Source organism: Paracidovorax valerianellae, assembly GCF_900102625.1.
In the GTDB taxonomy this organism is placed as follows: Bacteria; Pseudomonadota; Gammaproteobacteria; order Burkholderiales; family Burkholderiaceae_C; genus Paracidovorax; species Paracidovorax valerianellae.
Genome location: NZ_FMZC01000001.1, coordinates 437,903 through 454,239, shown reverse-complemented (window position 1 = coordinate 454,239; position 16,337 = coordinate 437,903). Strand labels below are relative to the sequence as shown.

At 67.9% G+C, this 16,337-nt stretch carries 16 protein-coding genes; 10 read left to right on the top strand and 6 right to left on the bottom strand.

The annotated features are described in order from the left end of the window. Positions 1 to 3: 3 nt before the first annotated feature. From BLT03_RS02040 to BLT03_RS02015, 6 genes are read right to left on the bottom strand one after another with little or no spacing between them, the layout of a single operon-like run. On the bottom strand, positions 4 to 1,983 hold the full coding sequence (locus tag BLT03_RS02040; RefSeq protein ID WP_092739768.1) for a hybrid sensor histidine kinase/response regulator: 1,980 nt from the start codon (positions 1,981 to 1,983) through the stop codon (positions 4 to 6). Positions 1,984 to 1,986: 3 nt separating this feature from the next. Beyond that, positions 1,987 to 2,934, bottom strand: a complete 948-nt coding sequence (locus BLT03_RS02035; protein ID WP_092739766.1) for a sensor histidine kinase — start codon at positions 2,932 to 2,934, stop codon at positions 1,987 to 1,989. A gap of 20 nt (positions 2,935 to 2,954) precedes the next feature. After that, positions 2,955 to 4,010 (bottom strand): ATP-binding protein, encoded by a 1,056-nt coding sequence (locus BLT03_RS02030; protein WP_092739764.1) that lies wholly within the window; start codon positions 4,008 to 4,010, stop codon positions 2,955 to 2,957. After that, positions 4,001 to 4,405 carry an anti-sigma regulatory factor gene (locus BLT03_RS02025; RefSeq protein WP_092739762.1) on the bottom strand — a complete coding sequence of 135 codons (405 nt, stop codon included), beginning with the start codon at positions 4,403 to 4,405 and terminating at the stop codon, positions 4,001 to 4,003. The genes BLT03_RS02030 and BLT03_RS02025 overlap by 10 nt, the downstream gene beginning before the upstream one ends. Then, complete coding sequence (locus BLT03_RS02020) at positions 4,395 to 4,769, bottom strand: STAS domain-containing protein (protein ID WP_092739760.1); 375 nt, start codon at positions 4,767 to 4,769, stop codon at positions 4,395 to 4,397. Before BLT03_RS02020 ends, BLT03_RS02025 begins: the two co-directional genes overlap by 11 nt. A gap of 14 nt (positions 4,770 to 4,783) precedes the next feature. Further along, entirely contained in the window at positions 4,784 to 5,626 is an 843-nt protein-coding gene (locus tag BLT03_RS02015; protein ID WP_092739758.1) for an STAS domain-containing protein, read from the bottom strand. Positions 5,627 to 6,162: 536 nt separating this feature from the next. Between BLT03_RS02015 and BLT03_RS02010 the strand changes: the two genes are divergently transcribed. The 10 genes from BLT03_RS02010 (at position 6,163) to BLT03_RS01965 (ending at position 16,336) form a co-directional block, all read left to right on the top strand. Further along, on the top strand, positions 6,163 to 7,131 hold the full coding sequence (locus BLT03_RS02010; protein WP_092740090.1) for an ABC transporter substrate-binding protein: 969 nt from the start codon (positions 6,163 to 6,165) through the stop codon (positions 7,129 to 7,131). A 140-nt stretch (positions 7,132 to 7,271) separates the two neighbouring features. Continuing rightward, positions 7,272 to 8,045, top strand: a complete 774-nt coding sequence (locus tag BLT03_RS02005) for an ABC transporter permease (RefSeq protein WP_092740088.1) — start codon at positions 7,272 to 7,274, stop codon at positions 8,043 to 8,045. Continuing rightward, positions 8,042 to 8,827 carry an ABC transporter ATP-binding protein gene (locus BLT03_RS02000; RefSeq protein WP_092739756.1) on the top strand — a complete coding sequence of 262 codons (786 nt, stop codon included), beginning with the start codon at positions 8,042 to 8,044 and terminating at the stop codon, positions 8,825 to 8,827. Before BLT03_RS02005 ends, BLT03_RS02000 begins: the two co-directional genes overlap by 4 nt. A 23-nt stretch (positions 8,828 to 8,850) precedes the next feature. Continuing rightward, positions 8,851 to 9,642, top strand: a complete 792-nt coding sequence (gene hutC / locus BLT03_RS01995) for a histidine utilization transcriptional repressor HutC (protein ID WP_092739754.1) — start codon at positions 8,851 to 8,853, stop codon at positions 9,640 to 9,642. Positions 9,643 to 9,696: 54 nt separating this feature from the next. Next, positions 9,697 to 11,283 carry a histidine ammonia-lyase gene (gene hutH, locus BLT03_RS01990; RefSeq protein ID WP_092739752.1) on the top strand — a complete coding sequence of 529 codons (1,587 nt, stop codon included), beginning with the start codon at positions 9,697 to 9,699 and terminating at the stop codon, positions 11,281 to 11,283. Between the two features lie 13 nt (positions 11,284 to 11,296). Beyond that, positions 11,297 to 13,042, top strand: coding sequence for a urocanate hydratase (gene hutU, locus BLT03_RS01985; RefSeq protein ID WP_092739750.1), 1,746 nt, complete (start codon positions 11,297 to 11,299; stop codon positions 13,040 to 13,042). A 122-nt stretch (positions 13,043 to 13,164) separates the two neighbouring features. Next, a complete protein-coding gene (locus tag BLT03_RS01980) occupies positions 13,165 to 13,914 on the top strand; it encodes an IclR family transcriptional regulator (RefSeq protein ID WP_092739748.1) in 750 nt (249 codons plus the stop codon). 126 nt (positions 13,915 to 14,040) lie between these two features. Next, positions 14,041 to 14,808, top strand: a complete 768-nt coding sequence (locus tag BLT03_RS01975) for a glutamine ABC transporter substrate-binding protein (RefSeq protein WP_092739746.1) — start codon at positions 14,041 to 14,043, stop codon at positions 14,806 to 14,808. A gap of 50 nt (positions 14,809 to 14,858) precedes the next feature. After that, on the top strand, positions 14,859 to 15,527 hold the full coding sequence (locus BLT03_RS01970; protein ID WP_092739744.1) for an amino acid ABC transporter permease: 669 nt from the start codon (positions 14,859 to 14,861) through the stop codon (positions 15,525 to 15,527). A gap of 38 nt (positions 15,528 to 15,565) precedes the next feature. Beyond that, on the top strand, positions 15,566 to 16,336 hold the full coding sequence (locus tag BLT03_RS01965) for an amino acid ABC transporter ATP-binding protein (RefSeq protein WP_092739742.1): 771 nt from the start codon (positions 15,566 to 15,568) through the stop codon (positions 16,334 to 16,336). Position 16,337: the final 1 nt, after the last annotated feature.

Sequence of the window (16,337 nt, the reverse complement as noted above, 5' to 3'; positions counted from 1 at the left end):
GGTCTAGCGCGAATCGGCCAGTCGGTTGATGGTGGCCATCAGCGCGTGGGGCTGCAGGGGTTTGCCGAGGTGGGCGTCGAATCCGGCTTCCAGCGCGCGCTGTGCATCTTGCGCGCGGGCGAAGGCCGTCAGGGCGACGGCGATCGGCGCGGTCTTGCCGATGGGCAGCGGCATCGAGCGCAGGGTGCGCACGAGGTCGTAACCGTCGCGGCCCGGCAGGCCGATGTCGCACACAAGCACGTCGGGCCAGCGGTCGGCCAGGGCGAGCATGGCGGCGTCGTAATCGCCGGCCTCGCGCAGTCGCGCACCGCCGTCGGTGAGCACCACGGTAAGCATCTCGCGGGCATCGGGATGGTCTTCCACGATGAGGATGTCCAGGCCCGCCAGCGGGCGGTCGGTCATCGGTGGGTCGATGGGGGTGTCGTCGCCGTTCGGCGCGTCCAGCGCCTGCTCGCCGCCCTTGTGGTCGACCGGCAGCGTCACCTGCATGGTGGTTCCCCGGTCGAGCCCGGCGCTCATGGCCTTGGCGCGGCCGCCATGCAGTTCGGTCAGTTGCTTGACGATCGACAGCCCCAGGCCCAGGCCGCCGTGGCGCCGGTTGTCCGGTGAGTCGCTCTGCGTGAATCGGTCGAACAGGTGGTCGATGAATTCGCTCGCGATGCCTCGGCCGTAGTCCTGCACCGAGAGGGTGAGCACGCCTTTCTCGCGCCGCAGGATGACGTCGATGCGTGCCCCGTCGTGCGAGAACTTGATGGCATTGGTCAGCAGGTTCCAGAAAATCTGTTGAAACCGCGTCGGGTCCAGCCAGGCGGGCGCGCTGGCGTCGTGCACTTCCAGCTCGACGCTCAGGCGCTTTTCAGCGATGGATGCCTGAAGGGCGTCGATGGCGGAGCGCACCACATCGGCCGGGTTGATCCACTCCCGCTCAAGGTGCAGCTTGCCGCTGTTGATGCGCGACACATCGAGGATGTCGGAAATGATGCGTGCCTGCGCCTTGACGTTGCGGTGGATCGAATCTAAACCCTTGAGCAATTCGGGCGTGCCGCCCCGGCGCTTGAGGATGTGCACCCATCCCGCAATGGCGTTGAGCGGTGTGCGCAGCTCATGCGACAGCACGGCGATGAAGTCGTCCTTGGTGCGGCTCAGCCGCTCGGCCGTGGCGCGGGCTGCCTGCTCGCGCTCCAGCACGTCCTGGCGGCGCGAATCGAGTTCCATGCGCTCCGAAATATCGGCGGCCATGGCCATGCGCAAGCCGGGCTCCACGTGGGCCGAAATGCTCCATTCGAGGTACACCCAGGCGCCGTCTGCGCGCTGCAGCGGAAACTCTCCCTGCCAGGGCTCTCCCCGCTCGCCGCCCACGGTTTTCTCGGTGACGAAGTCCAGCCATCCGGGGGGCGCGAAATCGCTGATGGGATGGCCCAGCAGCTCGTCGCGCGAGCGGCCCAGCATGCGCGTCATGGCGGGGTTCACGTCGGTGAACCGGCCGTCGGGCTTGATCAGGCCGATGCCTGCCAGCGCCTGGCTGTAGATGGCGCGAAAGCGCCGGTCGCTGCGGCGCAAGCCGTCTTCGGCCATGCGCGCCCGGATCAGCGCCTGCAACGTGCCGACGAGCACCGCCGGTTCCACCGGGTGGGTCAGGTAGGCATCGGCCCCGGCGTTCAGGCCGGTCACGCGGTCTTCGCTGTGCACGTGAGCGGCGGACAGATGCATCACCGGCAGCAGGGCGGTGCCGTCCTGTTGGCGAATGACCCGGCAGACCTCGAACCCGTCGATGTCGGGCAGGTGCACGTCCAGCACCACGGCCGACACGTCGGTCGCGGCCAGCCGGATGGCTTCGGTGCCGGTGTCGGCTTCCACGGTCTTGAAGCCTGCGGCGCGAATCACCCGTACGGTGGAGTAGCGGGTGACGGGGTTGTCGTCCACCACCAGCACGGTGTGTGCGGCGCGGTCGATGGTCGTGTGGATGGCGCTGACGTCTAGCATTCGCTACGCCTTCTGGCCGCCCTGCGGCGTGCTGGTTGAAGAGGGCTCTTGGGAGGCATCGAGGGTGGATTCGTTCCCCGGCAGGCGCACCGGCAGCGTGAGCGAAAACACCGAACCCACGCCCGGCGTGCTCTCCAGCGCCACCGTGCCGCCGAGCAGCTCGGCGAGCTGGCGGCTGAGCGCCAGGCCCAGTCCGGTGCCGCGCAGGCGCTTTTGCAGCGACGAGCCGATCTGCGTGTAGTCCTCGAACACGCTCGCGTGGAACTCGGGGGCGATGCCGATGCCGGTGTCGGCCACCGCAAAGCGCACATGCTCGCCTTCCAGGTTCGTCACCGACACGCGGACCTCGCCGCGCGGCGTGAACTTGAGGGCGTTCGAGATGAAATTGCGCAGGATCTGCGAGAGCTTGCGGTCATCGGTGTACAGCGGCGGAATGCCGTCGGGCTCGTCGAAATACAGGCTCACTTCCGGGTTGGTGAGCACCGGCTTGAACATGCCGCGCAGTGCCTGGAACAAATCCAGCATCTCGAACCAGGCGGGGGAAATGTCCACGCGGCCGGCCTCGATCTTGGCCAGATCGAGCAGGTCGTCCACCATGTCCGAGAACTCGCTGGCCGTGCTCTGGATGAAGCTCACCTGGCGGGCCTGTTCGGGGTTGAGCGGCCCGTCCACATGGTCGGCGAGCAGGCGCGCGATGCTGCGAATGGAGTTGATCGGCGTGCGGAACTCGTGGCTCATGTAGGCCAGGAAACGGCTCTTCATGGCCGTGGCGTCGCGCAGTTGGTCTGCCTGTTCGTCCAGCTCGGAATACAGCGCGACCACGCCGCGGTTGGTGTCCTCCAGTTCGGCGCGCAGGTCCTGGATCTCCTGTTGGCTTGCGGCAAGGGCGGCCCGCAGGTCTTCGATCGATTCCTGCGTCGCCGCCGTGGGTACGGGGGAGGTGCGGTCCATGGGGATTTTGTTGCTTTCGGTCACTGGGTGTTCTGTACCACGACCACGGTCGCGTCGTCGCGGGCCCGGTGGTGGTCGCGCAGCAGCACGGCCGCGACCAGCGTGGGGTCGCTGCCCAGCAGGCGCTGGATATTGGAGGAGTGCCAGCGGGTTTCGAGGCCGTCGCTGTGCACGATCAGCAGGGCGTAGGAGGGCAGTTCGGTCGCGGTCTCCTGCGGCCGGCGCATGGTCATGCCCACCGTGCCGTGCTGCGTCGCGATGGACCGGTCCGACAGGCCCGACACCACCCGCGCCACCACGTTGCCTACGCCGGAGCTGACCACCTTGGCCGCATCGATGTCTAGCCGCAGGCAGCAGATGGCCGCGCCGCGCGTGGTCTGCAGTTCGACGTGCATGCGCTCCAGTTGCTCGCGCAGGTCGCCGAACGGGCCGTCGAGGAACACTTGAGCGGCAGCGCCGGAGGCCTTCGCCGCCTCTGTGCCGTGGCCCAGGCCGTCCGCCACGAAGAGGGCGGCGCGCGGCCCGTCCAGCGCAACGGCCCAGGCGTCGCCGCACACGGCTTCGCCTGCCAGCGGCAGGCGGATGGCGCCCACCCGCAGGCTTTGCGGCGGGACCACGGGGCCGTCGCCGCCGTCCTTGCGCTGGCGCACTCGGGCCACGCAGGCCGTGCCCTGCGGCACGGAAGAGTGGATGTCGAAATCGTCCGCCAGCCGCTTCACCGCGCCAAGGCCCGTGCCCTGCGTGCCGCCGGTGGAGTAGCCGTCGCGCATGGACTGGGGGAGGTCGTCGATGCCCGGCCCGTGGTCGATGGCGATGACCTCCACCAGATTCAGCGCGGGCACCGCCGCGATCAGCAGTTGCCCTTCGCGGGCATGCAGATGCAGGTTGTTCGCCAGCTCGGTGACGACGATGGACAGGCGCCCGCTGTCGGTGTCGCCCCAGCCCAGTGCGGCACTGGCGTGCGCGGCGAAACGCCGAGCCTCGCCCACGCGGCTTGCGTCCCCCATCGGAAAGGCCGTATGGGTCCATCCCATGAGCAGCCTGGGGCTGTTGCCCGTGGCGGCCTCTACTTCCATTTGGTGATGCTCACGCGGGTGCCTTCGCCAGGCACCGTGTGGACCTCGAATTCATTCACCAGCCGCTTGCTGCCCGGCAGGCCGAGGCCCATGCCGCCGCCCGAAGTCCACCCGTCGGTCAGGGCGAGCTTCAGGTCGGAGATGCCAGGGCCGGTGTCCTCGAAATGCAGTTGCAGGCCGTGGCGGCCCTGGCGCTCCAGCGTCTCCCAGCGCATCTGCCCGCCACCGCCGTGCACCAGCGTGTTGCGCGACAGTTCGCTGGCGGCGGTGATCAGCTTGGTCTGGTCCACCAGTGAAAACTTCAGCTGCGTGCAGAGAACGCGAACGGTCTGCCGGCACAGGACGATGTGCTGCTCCGAGGCGATCGGCAGCGTGCCCGCCGGTTCAGCGGCCAAGGCCGTGCTCCTGGCGGATGCGGCCGAGCAGCAACATTCCACGTTCCACGTTGAGCGCGGTGCGCACGCCTTCCAGCGACAGCCCGAGCTCGACCAGCGTGATCGCCACGGCCGGCTGCATGCCCACCACGACAGTGTGGGCCGAGAGGATGCGTGCGATGCCGGAGATGGTGCTCAGCATGCGGCCCACGAAGGAGTCCACGATCTCCAGGCCCGAGATGTCGATCATCACGCCGGTGGCGCCGGTCTTGGCGATGCGGTCGGCCAGGTCTTCCTGAAGCATCAGGGCGGTCTGGTCCTGCATGTCGACCTGAATGGTCACGAGCAAGGTCTCCCCCATGCGGAGGATCGGAATGCGGTCCATGGCGGTGCTCCGGCTCAGTCGGCGCGCGCGATGCGCCAGCCGGTCTTTTGCAGGGCCAGCGACAGCGCATCCGCCAGATTCGCGCGGGTGTGGATGCCTTGCAGGTCGATGCCCAGATGCACGATGGTCTGTGCGATCTGCGGGCGAATGCCGCTCACGATGCAGTCCGCGCCCATCAGGCGGATGGCCGCCACGGTCTTGAGCAGGTGCTGCGCCACTAGCGTGTCCACGGTAGGCACGCCGGTGATGTCGATGATGGCCAGCTCCGATTCGGTTTCCACGATGCGCTGCAGCAGCGTTTCCATGACCACCTGCGTGCGATTGCTGTCCAGCACGCCGATCATGGGCACGGCGAGCACGCCTTCCCACAGCTTCACGACGGGGGTGGACAGCTCCAGCAGTTCCTCCTGCTGGCGGCGAATGATGTCTTCGCGCGCTTGCTGGAAGGTATTGGCGGTGCGCTGCGCCAGCTGGTCGATCAGCGCCGTGGCGGACCACAGTGCGGGGCCCAGGTCTTCGGCGGCCGACACCTTTTGCTGCAGCAGGGAGAACAGCGGCTTCTTCATCGCCTGAAGAAAGACGGTGGTTTCGCCGGCCGTCTGGCCGCGCGATGCGCGCGAGCGGGAGAGCGATTCGAGCGCTTCGTTCAGGTCTTGCCAGGCGGGGCCGTTGGCGCCCTGTGCATCGCCGCCGGCCTGCAGCGCGCTGCGCAGCAGCTGCAGCAACTCGCGGGCTTCGGCCACGGTGGCACGTTGGTGGGTGGAATCCTGGGTGCCCGCTTCGGCCAGCCACTCGTCGAGGATGGCGGTTTCATGGGTTTCCAGAAGGGAGAGAAGGGCCGGATGTTGCTTCTTCATGGCCGTGCGCTTTGTGAATGAAGGCAAATTCTAACGGCCAGGGGCCCCGCAGCCCCTGGGGCTGACCCGCCCGCAAAGCCGGTTTCCGAAAGGGCGTTGCGGGCTTGCACAGGACTGGGGCAGGGCGGCTTTCCAGGTTGCACCAGACCGGGCCGCCATGGCAGTTTGCGGCCACCGAACCCCGCGTGGCAGAACGCAGTCGGACATCGCAGTCAATGGAAAATATGCCTTCCACCGCTGTTTTTAATGGCGGTAATGCTATAAAAATTATAGCAGCTACATATTCTGACTCTTTCTCGTCCAGCGGCGCCCCTTGGCAGGCCCCGATCTTGCAAGGGGGTGGCGCAACGGAAAGCAGGGCGGTGTGCCGCCTGATTTTCGGCTTCCCGCCTGGTGGGATTGCGCGTCCGAATATCGGATGTCTGCGTACTAACCCTGTATAGACAGGCCTGTCGCACCGCCATGATCCGGGCGTCGGAGCAGCACGTGCGTGCCCCAGAGCGGGTGCGTGACTCGATCTTTTCTAGGAGCAGATGATGGGCCGATCGGTTGTGAAAATGGTGTCGCTGGCAGTCGCGGGCGTCGGTGTGGTGGCGGGGCTTGCGGGCCCGGCCCAGGCGCAGGACGTGAAGATCGCGCTGGGCATGTCGGGCTGGACGGGGTTCGCTCCCCTCACGCTGGCCGACAAGGCCGGCCTCTTCAAGAAGCACGGGCTCGACGTCGAACTCAAGATGATTCCGCAGAAAGACCGCCACCTGGCCCTCGCCTCCGAGGCCATCCAGTGCGCCGCCACCACCGTGGAAACCCACGTGGCGTGGAACGCCAACGGCGTACCGATCGTGCAGATCTTCCAGATGGACAAGTCCTACGGCGCCGACGGGCTGGCCGTGCGCAACGACGTGAAGGGTTTCGCCGACCTGAAGGGCAAGACCATCGGCGTGAGCGCCCCGGGCACCGCGCCGTACTTCGGCCTGGCCTGGATGCTCAACAAGAACGGCATGACGCTCAAGGACGTGAAGACCGTCTCGCTGGAGCCGCAGCCCGCCGCGCAGGCCTTCGTCTCCGGCCAGAACGACGCCGCCATGACCTACGAGCCCTACCTGTCCACCGTACGGGCCAACCCGCAGGCCGGCAAGATACTGGCCACCACCATCGACTACCCCATGGTGATGGACACCGTGGGCTGCGCGCCCACCTGGCTGAAGGCCAACGCCAAGGCTGCGCAAGGCCTGGCCAACGCCTATTTCGACGCGCTGGAGATGATCAAGACCGACCCGGCCAAGGCCAACGAGATCATGGGCTCAGCCGTCAAGCAAAGCGGCGAGCAGTTCGCCAAGTCGTCGGCCTACCTGCGCTGGCAGGACAAGGCGGCCAACCAGAAGTTCTTCGCGGGCGAGCTCATGCAGTTCATGAAGGAATCGGTGCCGATCCTGCTGGAGGCCGGCGTGATCCGCAAGGCGCCTGAAAAGCTCGAAGCCACCTTCGACGCCCGCTTCATCCAGTGATGGCACGGGAGCCCGCAGACATGCCTCCAGCCATCCCCGCAGCGGCCGCCGTCCGCCACCCGTCCGCCGCGCCTGCGGGCGGGTCCGGCGCGGCCCCGTCAGCCCCGCAGGCGGCGCGCGCCGCCGCCCGGCGCCGCTCCATGGCGCCGCTCGAACCCGTCAGCCCGCGCGCCCGCTGGGTGCTGGGCCTGGCGTTCTTCGTCGTGTTCATCGCCGTGTGGTCGTTCTTCACGCTGGGAGGCTTCGTGTCGCCCACCTTCCTGGCCAGCCCGGTCACCATGCTCAAAGAAGGCGGCCTGCTGTTCACCGAATACGGCTTTCACAAAGACATCGGCATGACCGTGTGGCGGGTGCTCGGCGGTTTCCTGCTGGCGGCCGTGGTCGCGGTGCCGCTGGGCATCGCCATGGGCGCCTGGAAGCCGGTCGAGGCGTTCTTCGAGCCCTTCGTGTCGTTCTGCCGCTACCTGCCGGCTTCGGCCTTCATTCCGCTGCTCATCCTGTGGGCGGGGATCGGCGAGGCGCAGAAGCTGCTCGTCATCTTCATCGGCTCGGTGTTCCAGATCACGCTCATGGTGGCGGTGACCGTCGGCGGGGCGCGCCGCGACCTGGTCGAGGCGGCCTACACGCTGGGCGCGGGCAACACCGGCATCGTGCGCCGCGTGCTCATTCCGGGTGCGGCGCCCGGCATTGCCGAAACGCTGCGGCTGGTGCTGGGCTGGGCCTGGACCTACGTGATCGTGGCCGAGCTGATCGGCTCGTCCTCCGGCATCGGCCACATGATCACCGACAGCCAGGCGCTGCTGAACACGGGGCAGATCATCTTCGGGATCATCGTGATCGGCGTCATCGGGCTGGTGTCCGACTTCGCTTTCAAGGCGGCCAATCGCCGCCTCTTCGCCTGGAGCACGCTATGACGGCACCCATGCTTTCGGTGCGCGGCGTATCGCGCACCTTCGCCGGCACCCGCGGCCAGAGCACGCAGGCGCTGCTGCCGGTGGATTTCGAAGTGCGCGAGAACGATTTCGTCACCATCCTCGGGCCTTCGGGCTGCGGCAAGTCCACGCTGCTGCGCATCGTGGCGGGGCTGGACTTTCCGACCACCGGCGAGGTGCTGCTGGACGGCCAGCGCATCGATGGGCCGGGCGCCGACCGCGGCATGGTCTTTCAAAGCTACACGCTGTTTCCCTGGCTCACCATCGCGCAGAACATCCGTTTCGGCCTGCGCGAGCGCGGCATGCCCGAGGCGCAGCAGAAAGAGCGCGCCGACTATTTCATCGCCAAGGTGGGGCTGCGCGGCTTCGAGCAGCACTACCCCAAGCAACTGTCGGGCGGCATGCAGCAGCGCACCGCCATTGCCCGCGCGCTGGCCAACGACCCCAAGATCCTGCTGATGGACGAGCCCTTCGGCGCGCTCGACAACCAGACCCGCGTGCTCATGCAGGAGCTGCTGCTGGGCATCTGGGAGGCGGAACGCAAGACGGTGATGTTCGTCACGCACGACATCGACGAAGCGATCTTCATGGCCAACCGCGTGGCGGTCTTCAGCGCCCGGCCGGGCCGCATCAAGACCGAACTGGCGGTGGACCTGCCGCACCCGCGTCACTACACGCTCAAGACCACGCCCGAGTTCATGGACCTGAAAGCGCGGCTGACCGAGGAGATCCGCGCCGAGTCGATGGCGGCGGACCTGCATTGAGCCGCTCCAGGATTGCCGACCCCATGAACGCCGCCGTTCCCCGCGCCGAGGCCGACGCCGTGGCGGCGGCTGCTGCTGCGCCAGCGGCGGAGCCGGCGCTCGCGCTGTACCAGCAGGTCAAGGACTTCATCGCCCGCAAGATCCAGGACGGCTCCTGGCGCGCGGGCGACCGGCTGCCGTCGGAGAGCGAGCTGGTGCTGCAGTTCGGCATGTCGCGCATGACGGTCAACCGCGCGCTGCGCGAGTTGTCCGAGCAGGGGCGCATCGTTCGGGTGGCGGGCGTGGGCAGTTTCGTGGCCGAGGACAAGCCCCAGTCCACGCTGCTGCAGATCGCCAACCTGGCCAGCGAAATCCGCCAGCGCGGGCACGACTACCGCTGCGACGTGCTCACGGTGGAGCGCGTGTCCGCCTCGATGGAAGTGGCTGCGGCGCTGGACCTGCGCACGGGCGAGTCGGTGTTCCATGCCGTGTGCGTGCACCGCGAAGACGGCGTGGCCGTGCAACTGGAAGACCGCTACGTGAACCCGCGCGTCGTGCCCACCTTCGCGCAGCAGGATTTCACGCGGCTGCAGCCCTCTGAATTTTTGGTGCGCAACGTGCCATTCGACCAGGTCGAGCACGTGGTCGATGCCGTGCTGCCCACGCTGGAACAGGCCCAGCTGCTGGGCATGGAACCCGCCCAGCCGTGCCTGCTGCTCACCCGCCGCACCTGGAGCCGCGGCGTGCCGGTCACCATGGTGCGCTGCCTGCACCCCGCCTCGCGCTACCGGCTGGGCAGCCGCTTTCGGGCCGACGGCAATCCGGTGTTCGGATAATCCGCGCCCACCGTTTTTTCGCTCAGATCCACTTGTATATACAGGATGACCTTTATGACCGATTCCTCTTCCGAAACCCTGGTGCTGCGCCCCGGCCGCGTCACGCTGGCCGAATTGCGGCGCGTGAGCGCGAGCGGTGTGCGCCTGTCGCTGGACCCGTCGGCGCTGGCCGGCATGCAGGCCTCGCAGGCCACGGTGCAGCGCATCGTCGATGAAGACCAGGTGGTCTATGGCATCAACACCGGCTTCGGCAAGCTCGCCAGCACAAAGATCGCCCACAGCCGGCTGGCCGAACTGCAGCGCAACCTGGTGCTGTCGCACAGCGTGGGCACGGGCGAGCCGCTGGGCGATGCGGTCGTGCGCATGGTGCTGGCCACCAAGGCGGTGAGCCTGGCGCGCGGCCATTCCGGCGTGCGGCCCGAGATCGTCGATGCGCTGCTGGCCCTGGCCAATGCCGACGTGCTGCCCCTCATTCCCGCCAAGGGGTCGGTCGGTGCCTCGGGCGACCTGGCCCCGCTGGCGCACCTGGCCTGCGTGCTGATCGGCGAAGGCCAGGCCAAGGTGCAGGGCCGCACGGTGCCCGGCCGCGAGGCCATGGCCGCCATCGGCTGCGAGCCCTTCGTGCTCGGCCCCAAGGAAGGACTCGCGCTGTTGAACGGCACACAGGTGTCCACGGCCCTTGCGCTGTTCGGCCTGTTCGGCGCCGAGAGCGTGTTCGCGGCCGGGCTCGTGTCCGGCGCGCTGTCGCTGGAAGCCATCAAGGGATCGGTCAAGCCGTTCGATGCGCGCATTCACGAGGCGCGCGGCCAGCCGGGGCAGATCGCCGTGGCGGCAGCCGTGCGCGCGCTGCTGGAGGGCAGCGAGATCGACCCTTCGCACCCCCATTGCGGCCGCGTGCAGGACCCTTATTCGATCCGCTGCGTGCCCCAGGTGATGGGGGCGTGCCTGGACAACCTGCAGCACGCCGCACGGGTGCTGCAGATCGAGGCGAATGCCGCCTCCGACAACCCGCTGGTCTTCGCCGAAACCGGCGACGTGATCTCGGGCGGCAACTTCCACGCCGAGCCGGTGGCCTTCGCGGCCGACATCATCGCCCTGGCGGTGGCCGAGATCGGTGCCATCTCCGAGCGCCGGCTGGCGCTGCTGCTGGACACGGGCCTGTCCGGCCTGCCGGCCTTCCTCATCCGCGACAGCGGCGTGAACTCGGGCTTCATGATTGCGCAGGTCACCGCCGCGGCACTGGCCTCTGAAAACAAGGCGCTCGCCCACCCGGGCAGCGTGGACAGCCTGCCCACTTCGGCCAACCAGGAAGACCATGTGTCCATGGCCACCTACGCCGCGCGGCGCCTGACCGACATGGTGCGCAACACGGCCGTGGTGGTCGGCATCGAAGCCATGGCCGCCACGCAGGGCATCGACTTCGACCGCGTGCCCGCGCCCGGTGCGGCGCCCGCTGCGTGGCTGAAAAGCTCGCCGCTCATCGAAGCGCAGATCGCCGCCGTGCGTGCCCGCGTAGCCTTCCTGGAGCAAGACCGCTTTCTCGCCACCGACATCGAGGCCATGCGCGAGTGGGCCCAGGAATCCGCCTGGCCCGCCCCCGTGACCGCCTGCCTGCCCAGCTTTATTTCCCAGATTTCGTGAAGGAGCCTTTGCCATGAACGCCAACGACGCCATCCTCTCCGCCCCTGCCGCACCCCAGGACGCTGCCCCGCTCGCCGACCCGCGCCACGATCCCACGCGCGTGATCCGCGCCCCGCGCGGCAGCCAGCTGAACTGCAAGAACTGGCTGGCCGAAGCCGCCTACCGCATGATCCAGAACAACCTCGATGCCGAGGTGGCCGAGCGCCCGCAAGACCTGGTGGTGTACGGCGGCATCGGCCGTGCCGCGCGCGACTGGGCCTGCTACGACCAGATCCTGTCGTCGCTCAAGGTCCTGGAGGCTGACGAAACCCTGCTCATCCAGTCCGGCAAGCCGGTGGGCGTGTTCAAGACGCACGAGAACGCACCGCGCGTGCTGCTGGCCAATTCGAATTTGGTCCCGAAATGGGGCACCTGGGAGCACTTCAACGAGCTGGACCGCAAGGGCCTCTTCATGTATGGCCAGATGACGGCCGGCAGCTGGATCTACATCGGCAGCCAGGGCATCGTGCAGGGCACGTTCGAGACCTTCGTCGAGGCCGGCCGCCAGCATTACGCCAACGACCTGTCGGGCAAATGGATTCTCACGGCCGGCCTGGGCGGCATGGGCGGCGCGCAGCCGCTGGCCGCCACGCTGGCCGGTGCGGTGTCGCTCAACATCGAGTGCCAGCAAAGCAGCATCGACTTTCGCCTGCGCACGCGCTACGTGGACAAGCAGGCGCGCGACATCGACCACGCGATGGAACTGATCCAGCAGCATTGCAACGCCAAGGAGGCGGTGTCGATCGCGCTGCTGGGCAATGCGGCCGAGGTGCTGCCCGAACTGGTGAAGCGCGCCAAGGCCGGCGGCCTGAAGCCCGACCTGGTGACCGACCAGACCTCCGCGCACGACCTGATCCACGGCTACCTGCCCGCCGGCTGGACGGTGCCGCAATGGCAGGCCGCGATGAAGGACCCCGCCCAGCACGCTGCGCTGACCCAGGCCGCCGCCCGATCATGCGCGGTGCACGTGCAGGCCATGCTCGACTTCCAGGCCATGGGCATCCCCACGGTGGACTACGGCAACAACATCCGCCAGGTGGCATTCGACGAAGGCGTGAAGAACGCCTTCGATTTCCCCGGCTTCGTGCCCGCGTACATCCGCCCGCTGTTCTGCGAAGGCAAGGGCCCGTTCCGCTGGGTGGCGCTGTCCGGCGACCCGGAAGACATCTACAAGACCGACGCCAAGATCAAGGAGCTGTTTCCCGACAACCACCACACGCACCGCTGGCTGGACATGGCGCGCGAGCGCATCGCCTTCCAGGGCCTGCCCGCGCGCATCTGCTGGCTGGGCCTGGGCGAGCGCCACAAGGCGGCCCTGGCGTTCAACGAGATGGTGAAGAGCGGCGAGCTGAAGGCCCCCATCGTGATCGGCCGCGACCACCTGGACACCGGCTCGGTCGCCAGCCCCAACCGCGAGACCGAAGCCATGAAGGACGGCACCGATGCAGTGAGCGACTGGCCGCTGCTGAACGCGCTGCTCAACACGGCCGGCGGCGCCACGTGGGTGAGCCTGCACCACGGCGGCGGCGTGGGCATGGGGTATTCGCAGCATGCCGGCGTGGTCATCGTGGCCGACGGCACGCCGCAAGCGGCCGCGCGCCTGGGCCGCGTGCTGTGGAACGACCCGGCCTCGGGCGTGATGCGCCATGCCGATGCCGGCTACGACATCGCGGTGGACACCGCACGCCGCCAGGGCCTGAACCTGCCCATGGTGCGCTGAGGCGAAAGCCGCGCTGCCGGAAAACGGAATTTCTCCATTCCGGGATAAAAAGGGGAACCCCATTCCCAACGGCCGGGAATGGGGGTGTGGGAACCCGGGCCGCTTCCTTCGATACTGAACGCATGACCCAAAGTGCATTGCCCGGCGCCGTTGCCACGTCCGACCGAGTGCTTCACGTGCTCGCCGTGCTGGCCCAGCAGGGCAGGGCGATGGCGGCCACCGAACTCATGGAACACACCGGCATGGCGCGCAGCACGCTGTACCGGCAGCTCGCGCGGCTCAAGCGCTGGGGCTTCGTGCTGGAAAGCGATGGCGGCTATGCGCCCGGCCCCTTGAGCCTGCAGTTGGCGCTGGGCTTCGATCTCGCATCGCACCTGGTGCGCCAGGCGCGCCCCGGCATGGTGGAGCTGTCCCAGCAATCGCAGGAAAGCGTCGGCCTGATCGTCGCCGTGAACGACCAGGCCATCTGCCTGGACATGGTGGAGAGCCACCATTCGCTGCGCTGCTCGTTCGAGAAAGGGCGCAGCGTGCCGCTGCGCGCAGGCGCTTCGGCCAAGTGCGTGCTGGCCCATCTGCCCACCGCCGCGCGCGACGCGGTGCTGACCAGCCAGTGGGGCGTGGGCACGCCCGAGCGCGAAGCCGCGCTGCAGGAACTGGAATCGATCCGCCAGGCGGGCTTTGCCACCAGCGAGAGCGAAGTGGACCCCGGTGTCTGGGGCTGCAGCGTGCCGCTGTTCGGCGCGTCGCGCCAGGCGGCGGGTGCGATCACGCTGATGGCGCCGAACGTGCGGGCGCAGGGCCAGGAGGCCGCGCTGATCCGCATGGTCGTCGTGGCGGCGGCGCGCATCTCGCGCCAGCTGGTGCTGCACTGAGCCTGGGCCGAATACTTCTTTCGCTGCCGTCTTCGTCCTCTCCGTTCGCCGTTTTTCCGCCCTTTCTTTTTCCGCCCTATCTTTTTTCGCGTTTTCTTTTCCCTCACCCACCACGGAAGCTGCCCCATGAACGTCCGACGCCATCTCCTTCTCGCCAGCCTGGCCGCCGCCACCTTCGCCTTCGGCGCGGGAGCCGTCCACGCCCAAGACAACGTGCTGCGCGTGGCCACCGATGCCACTTTCCCGCCGATGGAGTTCGTCGAGAACGGCAAGCGCACGGGCTTCGATGTGGAACTGGTCGAGGCCGTGGCCAAAAGCATGGGCAAGCAGGTCGAGTGGATCGACATCGACTTCAAGGGCCTCATTCCCGGCCTGATCTCGCGGCGCTTCGACATGGCCGTGTCCGGCATCTACATCACCGATGAGCGCAAGAAGGTGGTCGATTTCACCGAGCCCTACTACGCCGGCGGCCTGGTCGCGATGGTCAAGGAAGGCAACACCGCCATCCGCAAGCCGGCCGATCTGGACGGCAAGAAGATCTCGGTGCAGGTGGGCACCAAGTCGGTCGCCTTCCTCACGCAGAACTTCCCCAAGGCCCAGCGCATCGAGGTCGAGAAGAACCAGGAAATGTTCAACCTGGTGGACATCGGCCGGGCCGACGCCGCCGTCACCGGCAAGCCCGCCGCCTACCAGTACGTGCGCACCCGCCCCGGCCTGCGCGTGATCGACGAGCAGCTCACCACCGAGGAATACGGCATGGCGCTGCGCAAGGACACGCCCGAACTCACCCGCGCCGTGAACGCCGCGCTGGCCAAGCTCAAGGCCGACGGCACCTACGCCGCCATCGTGAAGAAGTGGTTCAGCGCCAGCGCGACCACCGCCGCCGCCAAGTGAGCCGCGCCGCACCGGCCGCCGCCTGAAACGAACCCGAGCTGAACCTTCCGATGGAACTCGATTTTTCCCCCGTCTGGGCCGGCTGGCCCCAACTGCTGGAGGGCGCGGCCGTCACCGTGGAGATCACGGCGGCCTCGTTGCTTCTGGGCTGCGTCATGGGCCTGCTGGTGGGCATCGGCCGCCTCGACCCGCGCCGCCGCATCGTCTATGGCCTTTGCACGGCGTACGTGGCCGTCATCCGCGGCACGCCGCTGCTGGTGCAGCTGTTCATCCTGTTCTTCGGGCTGCCGCAGTTCGGCATCCTGCTGCCGGCCTTTCTGTGCGGCGTGATCGGCCTGGGCATCTACTCGGGCGCCTACGTGTCCGAGATCGTGCGCGGGGCGATCCAGTCCATCGACCGCGGCCAGATGGAGGCCGCACGGTCCATCGGCATGTCCTCCGGCGTGGCGATGCGCTGGGTGGTGCTGCCACAGGCCGTGGTGCGCATGATTCCGCCGCTGGGCAACGAGTTCATCGCGCTCATCAAGAACTCGGCGCTGGTGTCGCTGCTGACCATCCACGACCTGATGCACGAAGGGCAGAAGATCATCAGCGTGTCGTACCGGTCGCTGGAGGTGTACCTGGCCATCGCGGTCGTGTACTTCGTGCTCACCGGCATCACCACGCTGGTGCTGCGCCACATCGAGCTGCGCCTGCGCGCCGGGGGGATGGTGCAATGACCCGCCCAACCTCTTCACACACCGCGCCGCAGCCGGCAATGGCCGGCGACGCATCGGCGCCCATGGTGCGCATCCGCGGCCTGCGCAAGGCCTTCGGCGAGCACGTGGTGCTCAACGGCATCGACTTCGACGTGCAGCCCTCGCAGGTGGTGGTCGTGATCGGGCCCAGCGGCTCGGGCAAGAGCACCTTCCTGCGCTGCTGCAACGGCCTGGAGCAGCCCCAGGGCGGGCGCATCGACATCTGTGGCCGCACGCTGGTGGACGAGGGCCGCATGCTGCCCGAGCGCGAGCTCAACGCCCTGCGCGAAGAGGTCGGCATGGTGTTCCAGTCGTTCAACCTGTTCCCGCACCTGTCGGTGCTCGACAACGTCACGCTGGGGCCGCGCAAGCTGCGGGGGGCCTCGCGCGCCGAGGGCGAGCAGCAGGCGCGGGCGCTGCTGGACAAGGTCGGCCTGGGCCACAAGGCCACAGCCATGCCGGCCAGCCTGTCGGGCGGCCAGAAGCAGCGCGTGGCGATCGCCCGGGCGCTGGCGATGCAGCCGCGCGTGATGCTGTTCGACGAGCCCACCTCGGCACTGGACCCCGAACTGGTGGGCGAGGTGCTGCAGGTCATGAAGCTGCTGGCCAGCGAAGGCATGACCATGATGGTCGTCACGCACGAGATGGATTTCGCCCGCGACGTGGGTGACACCGTGGTCGTGATGGACGGCGGCGGCATCATCGAATCGGGCCCACCGGCGACCATCTTCACCGCGCCCGCGCAGGAGCGCACCCGTGCGTTCCTGCAGGCCGTGCTGTCGCGCAGCTGAA

Excerpts from the sequence above, each read along its gene's own strand:
- BLT03_RS01975 (WP_092739746.1), top strand. The coding sequence starts at position 14,041 with ATGAACGTCCGACGCCATCTCCTTCTCGCCAGCCTGGCCGCCGCCACC.
- BLT03_RS02000 (WP_092739756.1), top strand. The coding sequence starts at position 8,042 with ATGACGGCACCCATGCTTTCGGTGCGCGGCGTATCGCGCACCTTCGCC.
- BLT03_RS02005 (WP_092740088.1), top strand. The coding sequence starts at position 7,272 with ATGGCGCCGCTCGAACCCGTCAGCCCGCGCGCCCGCTGGGTGCTGGGC.
- BLT03_RS02020 (WP_092739760.1), bottom strand. The coding sequence starts at position 4,769 with ATGGACCGCATTCCGATCCTCCGCATGGGGGAGACCTTGCTCGTGACC.
- hutU (WP_092739750.1), top strand. The coding sequence starts at position 11,297 with ATGAACGCCAACGACGCCATCCTCTCCGCCCCTGCCGCACCCCAGGAC.
- BLT03_RS01980 (WP_092739748.1), top strand. The coding sequence starts at position 13,165 with ATGACCCAAAGTGCATTGCCCGGCGCCGTTGCCACGTCCGACCGAGTG.
- hutC (WP_092739754.1), top strand. The coding sequence starts at position 8,851 with ATGAACGCCGCCGTTCCCCGCGCCGAGGCCGACGCCGTGGCGGCGGCT.
- BLT03_RS01970 (WP_092739744.1), top strand. The coding sequence starts at position 14,859 with ATGGAACTCGATTTTTCCCCCGTCTGGGCCGGCTGGCCCCAACTGCTG.
- BLT03_RS02040 (WP_092739768.1), bottom strand. The coding sequence starts at position 1,983 with ATGCTAGACGTCAGCGCCATCCACACGACCATCGACCGCGCCGCACAC.
- BLT03_RS02015 (WP_092739758.1), bottom strand. The coding sequence starts at position 5,626 with ATGAAGAAGCAACATCCGGCCCTTCTCTCCCTTCTGGAAACCCATGAA.
- BLT03_RS02035 (WP_092739766.1), bottom strand. The coding sequence starts at position 2,934 with ATGGACCGCACCTCCCCCGTACCCACGGCGGCGACGCAGGAATCGATC.
- BLT03_RS02010 (WP_092740090.1), top strand. The coding sequence starts at position 6,163 with ATGGGCCGATCGGTTGTGAAAATGGTGTCGCTGGCAGTCGCGGGCGTC.
- BLT03_RS02030 (WP_092739764.1), bottom strand. The coding sequence starts at position 4,010 with ATGGAAGTAGAGGCCGCCACGGGCAACAGCCCCAGGCTGCTCATGGGA.
- BLT03_RS01965 (WP_092739742.1), top strand. The coding sequence starts at position 15,566 with ATGGCCGGCGACGCATCGGCGCCCATGGTGCGCATCCGCGGCCTGCGC.
- hutH (WP_092739752.1), top strand. The coding sequence starts at position 9,697 with ATGACCGATTCCTCTTCCGAAACCCTGGTGCTGCGCCCCGGCCGCGTC.